The sequence below is a fragment of the Arhodomonas sp. SL1 genome (assembly GCF_052060015.1).
Lineage (GTDB): Bacteria > Pseudomonadota > Gammaproteobacteria > Nitrococcales > Nitrococcaceae > Arhodomonas.
Window position 1 is genome coordinate 27733 of the sequence record NZ_JBPODZ010000002.1, and the last position, 12712, is coordinate 40444.

Annotated in this window: 14 protein-coding genes; 2 read left to right on the forward strand and 12 right to left on the reverse strand. The window is 70.2% G+C overall.

Annotation, left to right across the window (positions count from 1 at the left end; all coding sequences use genetic code 11):
- Positions 1–53: 53 nt before the first annotated feature.
- The 7 genes from sufU to ACQ754_RS03955 form a co-directional block, all read right to left on the reverse strand.
- Positions 54–500 (reverse strand): Fe-S cluster assembly sulfur transfer protein SufU, encoded by a 447-nt coding sequence (sufU, locus tag ACQ754_RS03925; protein ID WP_440995688.1) that lies wholly within the window; start codon positions 498–500, stop codon positions 54–56.
- Positions 501–1748, reverse strand: a complete 1248-nt coding sequence (locus ACQ754_RS03930) for a cysteine desulfurase (protein ID WP_440995689.1) — start codon at positions 1746–1748, stop codon at positions 501–503.
- A complete protein-coding gene (gene sufD, locus ACQ754_RS03935) occupies positions 1745–3070 on the reverse strand; it encodes a Fe-S cluster assembly protein SufD (RefSeq protein WP_440995690.1) in 1326 nt (441 codons plus the stop codon). Before sufD ends, ACQ754_RS03930 begins: the two co-directional genes overlap by 4 nt.
- Before the next feature lie 10 nt (positions 3071–3080).
- Positions 3081–3836 (reverse strand): Fe-S cluster assembly ATPase SufC, encoded by a 756-nt coding sequence (gene sufC, locus ACQ754_RS03940; protein WP_440995691.1) that lies wholly within the window; start codon positions 3834–3836, stop codon positions 3081–3083.
- A gap of 83 nt (positions 3837–3919) precedes the next feature.
- Complete coding sequence (gene sufB, locus ACQ754_RS03945; protein WP_440995692.1) at positions 3920–5359, reverse strand: Fe-S cluster assembly protein SufB; 1440 nt, start codon at positions 5357–5359, stop codon at positions 3920–3922.
- Positions 5343–5825: an SUF system Fe-S cluster assembly regulator gene (locus tag ACQ754_RS03950; protein ID WP_440995693.1), complete on the reverse strand. Its 483-nt coding sequence runs from the start codon at positions 5823–5825 to the stop codon at positions 5343–5345. Before ACQ754_RS03950 ends, sufB begins: the two co-directional genes overlap by 17 nt.
- Positions 5826–5883: 58 nt before the next feature.
- A complete protein-coding gene (locus ACQ754_RS03955) occupies positions 5884–6774 on the reverse strand; it encodes an SHOCT domain-containing protein (protein ID WP_440995694.1) in 891 nt (296 codons plus the stop codon).
- A gap of 122 nt (positions 6775–6896) precedes the next feature.
- Between ACQ754_RS03955 and glk the strand changes: the two genes are divergently transcribed.
- Together glk and ACQ754_RS03965 are read left to right on the forward strand one after the other, a co-directional pair.
- Entirely contained in the window at positions 6897–7865 is a 969-nt protein-coding gene (gene glk / locus ACQ754_RS03960) for a glucokinase (RefSeq protein ID WP_440995695.1), read from the forward strand.
- A 36-nt stretch (positions 7866–7901) separates the two neighbouring features.
- Positions 7902–8390, forward strand: a complete 489-nt coding sequence (locus ACQ754_RS03965; RefSeq protein ID WP_440995696.1) for a MarR family winged helix-turn-helix transcriptional regulator — start codon at positions 7902–7904, stop codon at positions 8388–8390.
- On the opposite strand, the gene ACQ754_RS03970 is transcribed toward ACQ754_RS03965, so the two are convergent.
- The 5 genes from ACQ754_RS03970 to ACQ754_RS03990 form a co-directional block, all read right to left on the reverse strand.
- Positions 8377–9360: an NAD(P)H-quinone oxidoreductase gene (locus ACQ754_RS03970; RefSeq protein WP_440995697.1), complete on the reverse strand. Its 984-nt coding sequence runs from the start codon at positions 9358–9360 to the stop codon at positions 8377–8379. The two genes, ACQ754_RS03965 and ACQ754_RS03970, sit on opposite strands and share 14 nt — an antisense overlap.
- A gap of 36 nt (positions 9361–9396) precedes the next feature.
- Positions 9397–10836 carry an RsmB/NOP family class I SAM-dependent RNA methyltransferase gene (locus ACQ754_RS03975; protein WP_440995698.1) on the reverse strand — a complete coding sequence of 480 codons (1440 nt, stop codon included), beginning with the start codon at positions 10834–10836 and terminating at the stop codon, positions 9397–9399.
- A gap of 11 nt (positions 10837–10847) precedes the next feature.
- Complete coding sequence (locus ACQ754_RS03980) at positions 10848–11570, reverse strand: hypothetical protein (RefSeq protein WP_440995699.1); 723 nt, start codon at positions 11568–11570, stop codon at positions 10848–10850.
- Entirely contained in the window at positions 11567–11968 is a 402-nt protein-coding gene (locus tag ACQ754_RS03985) for a hypothetical protein (protein ID WP_440995700.1), read from the reverse strand. The genes ACQ754_RS03980 and ACQ754_RS03985 overlap by 4 nt, the downstream gene beginning before the upstream one ends.
- Positions 11969–12128: 160 nt before the next feature.
- The gene (locus ACQ754_RS03990; RefSeq protein WP_440995701.1) at positions 12129–12704 is read right to left on the reverse strand and encodes a biotin transporter BioY; all 576 of its coding nucleotides are present in this window, start codon (positions 12702–12704) and stop codon (positions 12129–12131) included.
- Positions 12705–12712: the final 8 nt, after the last annotated feature.

The following is a 12712-nucleotide window of genomic DNA, read 5'->3' on the forward strand; positions in this document are numbered from 1 at the left end:
GGATGTATTCACAGCGCCTCCGCGGACCGGGTCCCGCGCCCGGCGCCAAAAGGTCACTCCGCCGTGAATTCCCCTTCCTCACGGATGGCGGCGTCGAAGGTATGCCAGGCCAGCGTGGCGCACTTCACGCGCATGGGGAACTCGCGCACCCCCGCGAGCACGGCGACCTTGCCCATGTCCGGATCGGGCATGGCATCGTCCTCGGTGACCAGCTGCCGGAAGCGCTCGAACAGCGCCCGCGCCTCCTCCACGGTCTTGCCCTTCAGCGCCTCGGTCATGATGGATGCCGAGGCGGTGGAGATCGCGCAGCCATCGCCCTGGAACCCGACCTCCTCGATCACCCCCTCGTCGTTGACCTGCAGCTCCAGGTGCACCCGGTCGCCGCACAAGGGGTTGTAGCCGTCGGCCTCGTGGGAGTGGGGCTCCACGGCGTGGAAGTTCCGGGGATGCTTGTTGTGGTCGAGGATGACCTCCTGGTAGAGATCGCGCAGCTCAGACATTCAGCCAAAGAACTCCTTGACTCGGTACAGGGCGTTGACGAGGGCGTCCACGTCTTCCCGGGTATTGTACAGCCCGAAGGACGCTCGCACCGTCGCCGGCACGCCGAAGCGGTCCATCACCGGCTGGGCGCAGTGATGGCCAGCACGAATGGCCACCCCCTCCTGATCGAGGATGGTGCCGATATCATGGGGATGGACGCCGTCGAGGACGAAGGAGATCACCCCGGCCTTCTCCCGGGCGTTGCCGATGATACGCAGCCCGTCGATCTCGCGTAGGCGCGCGGTGGCGTACTCCAGGAGCTCGCCCTCGTGGGCGCCGATGCGCTCCAGGCCGATAGCGCGCACGTAGTCCACCGCCACCCCCAGGCCGATGGCGCCGGCGATGTTCGGCGTACCCGCCTCGAAGCGCTGCGGCGGCGCGGCGAAGGCCGACTTCTCGAAGGTCACGTAGCGGATCATCTCGCCGCCGCCCTGGTAGGGGCGCATATGGCGAAGCAGCTCGTAGCGCCCCCACAGCGCGCCGATGCCCGACGGCCCGTAGAGCTTGTGGCCCGAAAAGCAGTAGAAATCGCAGCCGATGGCCTGGACGTCGGCGCCACCGTGGGGCACCGCCTGGGCGCCGTCCACCAGGGTGGGCACGTCCGCGGCCTGCGCCGCCGCCACCATCTCCGCCACCGGGTTAATGGTGCCCAGCGCATTGGAGACGTGGACGACGCTGGCGAACTTGGTCCGCGGGCCGAGCCGGGCGCGGAAGTCCTCCAGGTCCACCTCGCCGTCGTCGGTGACCGGCGATACCACGAGCTTCGCCCCGGTCTCCTCGCAGACGAGCTGCCAGGGCACGATGTTGGAGTGGTGCTCCATGCCGGTGATGAGGATTTCATCCCCGGGCCCCAGCCGCGGGCGCACGAAGCTCCAGGCCACCAGATTGATCGCCTCGGTGGTGCCGCGCACGAAGACCACTTCCCGAGCGTCCGGCGCGTTGAGCAGTTCCGCGACCTTGCCCCGGGCCCGCTCATAGGCATCCGTGGAGCGCTGGGAGAGCTGGTAGACGCCACGGTGGATGTTGGCGTAGTACTCCCGATAGCAGCGGGCCTCCGCCTCAATCACGCACTCCGGCTTCTGGGCGCTGGCCGCGCTGTCCAGGAACGCCAGGGGGCGGTCGTTCATGGGCCGGGCGAGGATGGGGAAGTCGCCGCGGTGCTCGGCCACCGACCGGGTCGTGTCCTTGACCGGTTCCACGCTGCTCATATCACGCTCCTCACGGTCTCGTCGCCGGGCAGGCGATCCAGCAGCCGGCCGCGGACGTGGTCCCGCACCCCAGTCAACCGCACCGGCTGGAGCATCTCGCTGGCGTAGGCGAGCACCAGCATGGACTCGGCGTCCTTCGGCCCGATGCCGCGGGAGCGGAGATAGAACAGGGCCTCGTCGTCGAGCTCGCCCACCGTCGAGCCGTGGGCGCACTTGACGTCGTCGGCGTAGATCTCCAGGCGCGGATTGGAGTGGGCCAGCGCCAGCTTGTCCAGCAGGAGGTTGCGGTTCTGTTGCTGGGCATCGGTCTTCTGCGCCCCCTCGGCCACCTTGACCAGCCCGTCGAAGACCGTCTCCGAGCGCCCCTGTAGGACGCCCTTGAACAGCTGCCGGCTGCTGCCGTGCTCGCTGTTATGGTTCATCCAGGTATGGAAGTCGCAGAACTGCCGGCCCTCAGTGAGATACAGGCCGTTGAGCGTGGCCTCGGCGCCGGGGCCATCGATGTCGGCGTAGACATCGGTACGCGCCAGCCGGCCGCCGGTGGAAAAGGCATGCATCGCCACCCGGGCGTCCCGCGCTAGGCGGAGGTTCATGGTGCCGACGTGGAGGGTGGCGTCACCGCACTCCTGCAACCGGTGGCAGCTCACCCCCGCCCCCTGCTCGGCCACCACCTCGGTGACCGGGGCCTCCAGGGCGTTGACGCCATCAGCGCCGATATAGCGCTCCACCAGGGAAAGCTCCGCGGTGGCCTCGGCGTGCACCAGCACCCGCGGATACACGGCCCGGCCGTCGGCCTCCGCCGTGGTAACGTGGACCACGACGACGGGCTCCTCGATCACCGCCCCGCGGGCCACATGGATGAAGGCTCCGTCACGGAAGAACGCGGTGTTCAGCGCGGCGAAGGGGTGCACCTCGATGGGCGCCTGGGCGCCAAGCTGCTCACCCGGCCCCGTGGGCCGCTCCCCCTCGAACTCCGAGAGCGGGGCGACGGTCAGCCCCTGCGCCGGGCTGCCCACCACCGAGAGCGCCGCGTCGAAGACGCCGTCGACGAACACCAGCCGCGGGGCATCGCCGATGGCGGCGGACTCCCGGGCCAACGCCTCGTCCACCACGCCACCGCCTTCGGCCACGGGAAAACCCTGGCCGGTGAGCGGCGCCAGGGGCGTCTTGCGCCAGCTCTCTTCCTTCGGCCCGGGCAGCCCCCGGGCCTCGAAGGCCTCCATCGCGCGCCGGCGCAGCGATGCCAGCCATTGCGGCCCGCCGGGGCCGCCGGCCTCGAAGGCCTGGCGGTAGATGCTCTGGGTTTCGGCCACTGCCTCCATGGGGACCCCCTTACGCCGCCTGCTCGTCGAACATCGCGTAACCGGAGCGCTCCAGCTCCTCGGCGAGCTCCTTGCCGCCGGTCTTCACGATCCGGCCGTCGACCAGGACGTGGACCACGTCCGGGACGATGTGATTGAGCAGGCGCTGATAGTGGGTGATGACCAGGAAACCGCGCGCGTCGTCGCGCATGGCGTTGACGCCGTCGGCGACCGTGCGCAGGGCGTCGATGTCCAGGCCCGAGTCGGTCTCATCGAGGATGGCCAGGGTGGGCTCGAGCACTGCCAGCTGGAAGATCTCGTTGCGCTTCTTCTCGCCGCCGGAGAACCCCTCGTTGACCGGGCGCTGCAGCAGGGAGTCATCCAGCTTCACCGTCTTCGCCCGCTCGCGGATCAGCTGCAGAAACTCCATGGCGTCGAGCTCCTCCTGGCCGCGGTGCTTGCGGATGGCGTTGAGCGCGGCCTTGAGGAAGTAGGTGTTGGACACCCCGGGGATCTCCACGGGGTACTGAAACCCGAGGAACACCCCCTCCCGGGCCCGCTCCTCGGGGGCGAGCTCCAGCAGGTTGCGGCCCTGGTAGAACACCTCGCCGGCGGTCACCTCGTAGCGCTCGTCGCCGGCGAGGACCTTGGAGAGCGTGCTCTTGCCCGAACCGTTCGGGCCCATGATGGCGTGCACCTGCCCCGGCTCCATGGCCAGGTCGATGCCCTTGAGGATCTCGGTGCCGTCCACCGAGGCGTGCAGGTTGCGGATCTCCAGCAGTGCCATTTCCGGCCTCCAGCGAATCTTGCGGGTCTCTGCGGCGCGCGCTCTGCCCGGGGCGCTGCCGCGGTTGTCCATAAACGCGGGCCTCAGCCCACGCTGTCCTCCAGGGTCACCTCAAGGAGCTTCTGCGCCTCCACCGCGAACTCCATGGGCAGGGTGCGGAAGACATCCTTGCAGAAGCCATTGACGATCAGCGACACGGCGTCCTCGGTGTCGATGCCGCGCTGGTTGCAGTAGAACACCTGCTCCTCGCTGATCTTCGAGGTGGTGGCCTCGTGCTCCACCTGGGCGGTGGGGTTCTGCACATCGATATAGGGGAAGGTGTGCGCCCCGCAGGTGTCGCTCATCAGCATGGAGTCGCACTGGGAGTAGTTGCGCGCCCCCTCCGCCTTGGGCGTGATCCGCACCAGGCCGCGGTAGCTCTGCTGGCCATGGCCGGCGGAGATGCCCTTGGCGACGATGGTGCTGCGGGTGTTCTTCCCCATGTGGATCATCTTGGTGCCCGTGTCCGCCTGCTGGCGGTGGCGGGTCACGGCCACCGAGTAGAACTCGCCCACCGAATTGTCGCCCTTCAGCACGCAGCTCGGGTACTTCCAGGTGATCGAGGAGCCGGTCTCCACCTGGGTCCAGGAGATCTTGGAGTTGTCCCCGGCGCACAGCCCGCGCTTGGTGACGAAGTTGTAGATCCCGCCGACGCCGTTCTCGTCGCCCGGATACCAGTTCTGGACCGTGGAGTACTTGATGTGGGCCTCGTCGAGGGCGACCAGCTCCACCACCGCGGCATGCAGCTGGTTCTCGTCACGCATGGGCGCAGTACAGCCCTCGAGATAGGACACCGAGGCGCCCTCCTCGGCGACGATGAGGGTGCGCTCGAACTGCCCGGTGTGACCGGCATTCATGCGGAAGTAGGTGGACAGCTCCATGGGGCATTTCACCCCCTTGGGGATGAACACGAAGGAGCCATCGGAGAACACCGCGGAATTGAGCGCCGCGAAGAAGTTATCCCCCTGGGGCACCACGGTACCGAGGTACTTCCGCACCAGCTCCGGGTGCTCGCGGATGGCCTCGGACATGGAGCAGAACACGATCCCCTGCTCGGCGAGCTTGTCCTTGTAGGTGGTGGCCACGGAGACCGAGTCGAAGACCGCGTCCACCGCCACGCCGGCGAGCATCTCGCGCTCGTGCATGGGGATGCCCAGCTTCTCGTAGGTCTCCAGCAGCTTCGGATCCACCTCGTCCAGGCTACCCGGCCGCTCCTTGGGGGCGGCGTAGTAGGAGATGGACTGGAAGTCGATGGGCGGGAAGTTGACCTTCGCCCAGTCCGGCTCCGGCATCTGCTGCCACTGCCGGAACGCCTCCAGGCGCCACTCGAGCATCCACTCCGGCTCCTCCTTCTTCGCGGAGATGAAGCGGATGATCTCCTCATTCAGGCCCGGCGGCGCGGACTCCTGCTCGATGTCGGTGATGAAGCCCGCCTCGTAGCCGCGGGAGGTCACTTCTTCCAGGGTCTTAGACGTCGCTGACATAGCGGACTCCGGAAAACTCCATGGGAAATTCTTCATGGCCGCCGTGCCCGTCGATCCCGGGCTCCGGCGCGCTCATCTCGGCCAGGGTGATGCGCGCGAGCGCCTCCTGCACCACCCGGTTGATCCGCCCCCAGTTGCCGCTGACGGTGCAGTAGCTGCTGTACTGGCAGGCCTCCACGCCCTCCTCCACGCACTCGGTCAGGGCGATGGGCCCCTCCAGCGCAGCGATGATCTCGGCCACCGTGATCTCGTCGGGGTCGCGGGCCAGCCCGTAGCCCCCCTTGGCGCCCCGATAGGAGACCAGGATCCCCGCACGGGCAAGGTGCTTGAGGATCTTGCTCACCATCGGCTGCGGCAGCCCACGACGCTCGGCGAGTGTCGACGCCGTCACGCGGGCGCCGGCGTCGCGGGCCAGCATCGAGAGGATGCCGATGCCGTAATCGGTTTCTCGGTTAATCCGTATCATCGCAGTCCGGATTCTAACGCAAAACGGACCGTTTTGGTACACATTAAATTTGCGGCGCTCAAAGCTCCTCGAGGATCTCCGCGCGCTTGGCCTCGTACTCCTCGTCGGTGATCAGCCCGTCGTCATGCAGGTCCTCGAGCCGTTCCAGACGCTCGCGGATGGTGACGGGCACGGCACTACCACCAGCCTGCGTTCCTTCGCTAGTTGGCTCCCGCGTGTCTGCCGCCTCGCTATCTTCCGCTCCGCGTCGCGCTTGGGGCAGTTCCGGCAGCGCACCGTCTGCCGTCTCCACCGGCAACACCACCCAGTCCTCCCGTGGTGTCGAAGAGCCCCAGCCCCGGCTCCAGACGCGGTTGCCCTCGATCAGCACCCCCTCGCGGGTACCCACCGGTGCCCGTTCCAGATAGGCCGCGGTCTCGCCCTGCGGGAGCGGCTCGTCCAGCGCGCCGAACAACAGGTTCAGCCCCCGCTCGTCGACGAAGGCCCGGACCGTGGTCAGGCGCACCGGGTCGAAGAAGGTAAAGCCCCCACGCCGGCCGGCCACGGCGATCGCCACGGCCTCCTCCGGCCCCGCCTCGGCCAGGCCCCGCACGAGTCCGGGGACCAGCAGATCCAGATCGGCGGCATCGAACAGGCGCACGGTGCGGTCCTCGCGTTCCTGCTCCCGCAGCTTGATGTCGTACAGCGCCTGGCGCAGCCACTGAGCATCGAGCTGTACCGGGTGGCGATAGTCACCGCCTTCGGCCTCGGCAGCGACCCGGCGGACCCAGCCGCGTTCCGGCTCCGACCAAAGGGTCTCGATGGCGGGGACCACCCCCGGCGGCGCCTCCTGCTCCGCCTCTGGTGGCGGCGCGACACTGGCGCAGCCCCCTAACACCCCGGCGAACAACCCGATGGCCGCCAGTCGGAATACCCCCTTGCCCGGTCCTTGCATCTCCGATTCCCCCATGCTGTGTCCTGACAAACGCTCGCGCGAGCCTATCACCGGCGCATCACCGGTGTCCGCCTTCCCCGGATGACAGCCCGCCGGGCTACAATCGGCGGAGCACCGGCCGCCGAGCCCCTAACAGTATGCCCGCATCCCCCTGGCTGATCGCCGATATCGGCGGCACCCACTCCCGATTCGCCCTGGCCGAGCCGGAGGGGGCGGGGCCACGGGTCGTGGCGTGCCTTCGGACCACCGAATACGCGGACCCGGCGGCGGCGATCCGCCATTACCTCCGGGGGCTGCCACCGGCCGACCGCCCGAGCCACGCCCTCTGCGCCATCGCCGCACCGGTGACCGGGGATGCGGTGGAGATGGCGAACGGCCCCTGGCGTTTTTCCATCCGCGCGCTGCGCGAGACCCTCGGGCTCGAGGAGCTCCGCGTGGTCAACGATTTCGTCGCCCAGGCCCTGGCGGTACCCGGCCTGGACGGGGGGGATGTCCAACCGGTGGCAGCGGCAACGCCTGCTGAGGGGGCGCCGATCGGGGTCATCGGCCCCGGCACGGGCCTGGGGGTCTCCCTGCTCGTGCCCTGCGCCGGTGGCTGGCACGCCATCGCCACGGAAGGCGGGCACACCAGCTTCGCGCCGGCAAACCCGCGGGAGGACGCCATCGCCGCCCGGATCCGGGCGCGCTTCGGCCACTGCAGCCACGAGCGCGTCGTCTCCGGTCCCGGCCTCGTCACCCTCTACGACACCCTCGCCGCCCTCGACGGCGCCCCCGGGGGCGCCACGGATCCGGAGGCGATCACCGCCGCGGCACGCCGGGGCGAGGCCCGGGCCCTCGAGTGCGTGGCCCGGTTCACCGAGATACTCGCAGCCGCGGCAGGCGACCTGGCACTCACCGCCGGCACCCGCGGCGGCATCTATCTCACCGGTGGCGTCGTCCCGGCGCTCGGCGATCTGTTCGACGAGGTGCGCTTCCGTGGCCGTTTCCGGGCCAAGGGGCGACTGCACGGCTATCTCGCTGCCATCCCGGTATGGCGGGTCAAGACCGCGCTGCCGGCCCTCGGCGGCCTCGCCAGCGCGGTGCGGAACAGGACCCTGCCCGACTGATATCATGGTCCGAATGCACGAGCACAGGGCCGCCCCATGACCCGACCCCCACAGCCGGACCCCAATCTCACCGACGGCCTCGGCATTATGCTCGCGGAGACCGCCCAGCAATGGCGCCAGGCCCTGGACGTGCGCCTCCAGCCCCTGGGGCTCAGCCAGGCGAAGTGGCGCACCCTGGTGAACATCTTCCACGGCGGCGAGGGACTGACCCAGCGCGAGCTCGCGGCGCGCACCGGCATCGAGCCGCCCACCGTGGTGCGCCTGCTCGACCGTCTCGCCGCGGACGGGTGGATCGAGCGTCGCCCCTGCGCCGACGACCGCCGGCGCAACCGCATCTACCTCACCGCCAAGGCCCACCGCACCCTGGACCACATCATGAGCGTGGCCGCGGAGCTTCGCGGCGAGCTGGTCGCCGGCCTCGACGAGGACGAGATCCGGGCGACCATGCGCGTACTCGAGCACCTGCGCCACCGCGCCGCCACCATCACCGAATCCGGACGGGACGACGGCACTACTGGCGGATGACCAGCTTGCCGAGGTGCGTACCGGACTCCATCAGGCGATGGGCCTCCGGCGCCTCGTCGAAGGGAATCTCCCGGTCCAGCACGGGCGCCAGCACGCCCTCGGCGAACAACGGGAGGATCTCCCCCTCGAATCGCCGGGCCAGGGCGATGCGCCGCTCCAGCGGCAGGCTGCGCATGGTCATGCCGCGCACCGTGAGCCGGTTCATGAGCACGGCGCCTAGATTGAGCTCCGCCTTGCGCCCGGCCATCAACCCCACCAGCACCAGCCGCCCCTCGGGGCGCAGGGCCTTCAGCGCTTCGGGCAGGCCGTCTCCGCCAATGAGATCCAGCACCACATCGGCCCCCCTGCCGTCGCTGGCTGCCGCCACGGCGTCCGCCAGCGTGGCGCTGCCGTCATCGACGAACATCGCGTCCAGGCCGTGGCCCGCGGCCGCCTCCAGCCGGGACTGCCCGCGGCCGGTGCCGAGGCTGCGCGCCCCCAGTGCCCGTACCACCTGGGTGGCGGCGGTGCCGATCCCCGAGGTCGCGCCACGAATGATGCACCACCCGCCGCGGGGCAGCTCGCCCTCCAGGGCCACCGCACGCCAGGCGGTGAGGAAGGCCTCGGGCACGGCCGCCGCAGCGGTGTCGTCCAGGTGCGGCGGCACGGCCAGGGTCTCACGCTCGTTGACCAAAAGCCGCTCGGCATAGGCGCCGCCGCCGACCAGGCCCATGACCCGGTCCCCGGCGGCACGCAGGACACAGCCCGCGCCGAGGGACTCCACCTCGCCCACGTATTCCAGGCCGGGCACGTCGGCCACGGCGCCGGGCGGCGCCGGGTAATGCCCCATGCGCTGAATCGTATCGGCGCGATTGACCCCGGTGGCGCGCACCCGCACCACCAACTGGCCAGGCCCGGGGACGGGGTCGGGACGCTCGTCGAGGCGCAGCACCTCCGGGCCGCCGGGTTCGGTGATCTGCCATACGCGCATCGCGTTGCTCCTTGTTTTGCGGGGTTTCGCGGGCGGTCAGCCGGTAATCCATGCCTTGGGATAGAGGCTGGCATAGGCCATGGTACCGTCGCGCTGGCGCCCCCGTACCCGGGCCATGCCGAGACCGTATCCCCCATGGCGGATAATGGCATACGGCCCCTGCGGTTCGGACCCCCGGAGGCGGTACAGCGGCTCCCGGCGGACATAGCGCTCGCGCTCGTCGGCATCCACGTCCAGGAGGTTGGCGCTGGCCCGCGGCCCCCACTCCAGGGCGAAGGCGGTGGTGGGTTTCGGCGGCCGCGCCTGCAACCCGAGCACCGGCAAACCCGTGGTCTGGGGGGCAATGCCAGGAGGTACGCGATGATCGGCGCTGGCCGCATAGAGGTAGCGCCCGCCACCCATCACCGCGGTGAGGCCCTCGAAGGCCGCGGCGGGCACCCCATAGGCATGCGCCAACGCCTCCAGCGCGTCGGCATCGGCCTGCGGCGGGGATCGCAGGTCCCCCTCCGGTGACGCCCCATCGACCTTCTCCAGGACGGCCACGAAGAACCCGCCGGTGTCGTTCTGGTGGGGCCAGACGCGGAGGCAGCCCGCCACCGAGGGATCGAACCGCACCCCCTCCCAGTCCGTGAGCCCCGCCGATGCGGAAAAACCGTCCAGCGCCGCGGGCCGCACCCGGAGCTCCCCGGGGCGGGCGCGGAGTACCGCGTCCACCACCGCCTCGTTCTCCTCGGGGGCCAGGGTACAGGTGGCGTAGACGATGCGCCCGCCGCGGCGGGTGAGCCGTACCGCGCGCTCCAAGAGCTGACGCTGGCGGCGGACCAAGCGCGCACGCATGCCCTCGTCGGCAACATGGAAGCCCCGCCGCGGGGCATCGCCGACGAGCTTGCGCCAGATGCCCTCGCCACTGCAGGGGGCATCCACCAGCACCCGGTCGAAGGGCCCATTGGCCAGCGCCAGGTCCTGGCCCGGCCCCAGGGTGACGGTCACATTCATCAGGCCCAGGCGCTTGATGGTGGCCTGCAGGGCGGAGAGGCGGCCGCGCTGGGCCTCGTTGGCGTGCACCGTGCCCCGGTTGGCCATGGCGAGGGCGATCTGGGCGGTCTTGTTCCCCGGGGCCGCGCACAGGTCCAGGACGCGCTCCCCCGGCCGCGGGTCCAGTAGCATCACCGGCACCATGGCCACCGCCTCCTGGGACTGATACAGGCCGGCATAGAAGCCCCAGTGGCCACCGGTGCCGGTACCGGCGGGCAGGGCCAGCGCAGAGGGGTGCCATGGCAACGGGCTCGCCTCTATGCCCTGCTCCGCCAGCAGCGCGCTCAGGGCCGCCCGGGAGATGCGGCACGGGTGTGGCCAGACGGTGGGGGCCAGCGGCCGCTCCAGGCTGGCGCGGAAGGCGTCCCAGTCCCCCACCACGCGGCGGTAGCGCCGGTAGACGGCATCCACCGCCGACCCCACGGCGTCCGCCCGCGCCACGCCGGCGCCGCTCAGGAGGCCTCCTTCGCCGGGATCTCACAACCGCGGGCGAATTCCCGCAGCAGGCTCGCGAAGGCATCGTGGTGATGGACCGCCGAGAGCGCCTGGCGGCCCTGGCGCGCCGCGACATCCCCCGCCTTCTCCGAGACCCGGGGCAGCAGCGCGGAGAAGAAATCGTGATCGAACTCGGGATGCCCCTGGACGGTGACCACGCCGGGACCCGCAAAGAGGTAGTTGGGGCAAAACGCACCGCCGGCCAGCCGGACGAGCCCCGGCGCCGGTGTCAGGACCTGATCCTGGTGTACGGAAAGCAGGGCCAACGGATCCCCGGGCGACCAGCCGGCAAAGGCCCGTTCGGCGGCCACCGGGTAGATGCCGAGGCCCCAGCCCCCGGGGGCTCGGCCGACCTCCCCGCCCAGGGCCGCATGGATGATCTGATGACCGAAACAGATGCCCGCCAGGCGCACCCCCGCACGGTGGGCGCGGGCGGTGAACTCCCGCAGCTCCGCCACCCAGGGGGTGTCGGCGAAGGCATCGGCCCGGGAGCCGGTGATCACCCAGACATCGGCGTCGGCCACCGATGCCGGCCGCTCCCCGACGTGGAAGCGCCATTCCGCGAGCGTGCCGGCACCAGTGAACAGGGCGTGGAACAGGGCCCCGTAGCTCGGCCAGCGGGTCTGGAGGCCCTCCTCCAGGTCATCGCACACCAGGATGCCGATGCGCGGCTCGCTCATGCCGCCGGACGCCCTCGCCCGAACCAGCGACGCAACCACCCCCGGCCGGCCGGCGCGGTCGCGGGCGCCTGCGCGACCGCCGGGGCATCCCGGGCAGCGGCCTCGGCCGCCGCCCGGGCCTCGGCGGCGAGAGTCAGCTCACGCCGAAGGAAATGATTCATGGCCCCGTGGTTGCCGAGGATGGTGACGAAATCCAGCATGACGTCGCGGACACGCTTGAGGTCGTAGCGGGCCGAACCGATCAGGTCCCGCTGCTCGAGATACTCCTCCAGGCGCGCGCTCGCGCCGCACAGGCCGGCAAAGGCCTCCAGCTTCTCGATCTGCATCCGGACATCCCAGCCGAGCTCATCGGCGACGCGCAGGAACTGATCCACCATGAGCATTTTCGCACCCCGCAACCACACCCTCCAACGACGACGCCCCGACGGCCGAAACCATCGGGGCACGGGATATTGTGGCGGTGCAACATGGTGATCTCAAGGCCTCGTGGCATCGGTGTTATCGATGATCCGATCGAGGCGCTCTATCACTCCAGGGCCACGGCAGCGCCGGGGTACGTTACCCGGCCGTCCCGCCCCGCCCCGTGCGGGCGAAGGCATAACCTAGCAGGCCCGCGCCGGCGATCTTCAGGGCGGCACCGAGGAGGAAGGGGAGCACGCCCACGGCGATGGCCTTCTGCAGATCCCCGAGGACCACGGCGAGCCAGCTGACGCCAAAGGCGTATACCACCAGGTTGGCGATAAAGGCCGCGGCGATGGCGGTCACCGGGTTGCGCACCCAGCCCCGCACCGCCAACTGCCCAGCCACCCAGGCAGCGACCACGAAGCCGATCAGATAGCCACCGGTGGGCCCGGCCAGATACGCCGGCCCGCCGCCGTGGGCGAACACCGGCAGCCCCATGAGCCCCTCGCCGAGATAGGCGAGCACGGTGGCGGCGCCGAGCACCGGCCCGTAGACGAGCCCCAGCGCCAGCACCACGAAGGTCTGCATGTTCAGCGGCACCGGCCAGAAGGGGATCTCCACCCGCGCGGACAGGGCCAGCAGGATGGTGCCCGCCAGCACCGAGACCACCGCGCGCCCCAGGCTGCCCTGGGCCCAGGCGCCCACGGGGAGGGATTGCGTGTTCGCCGTCATCGTCATGC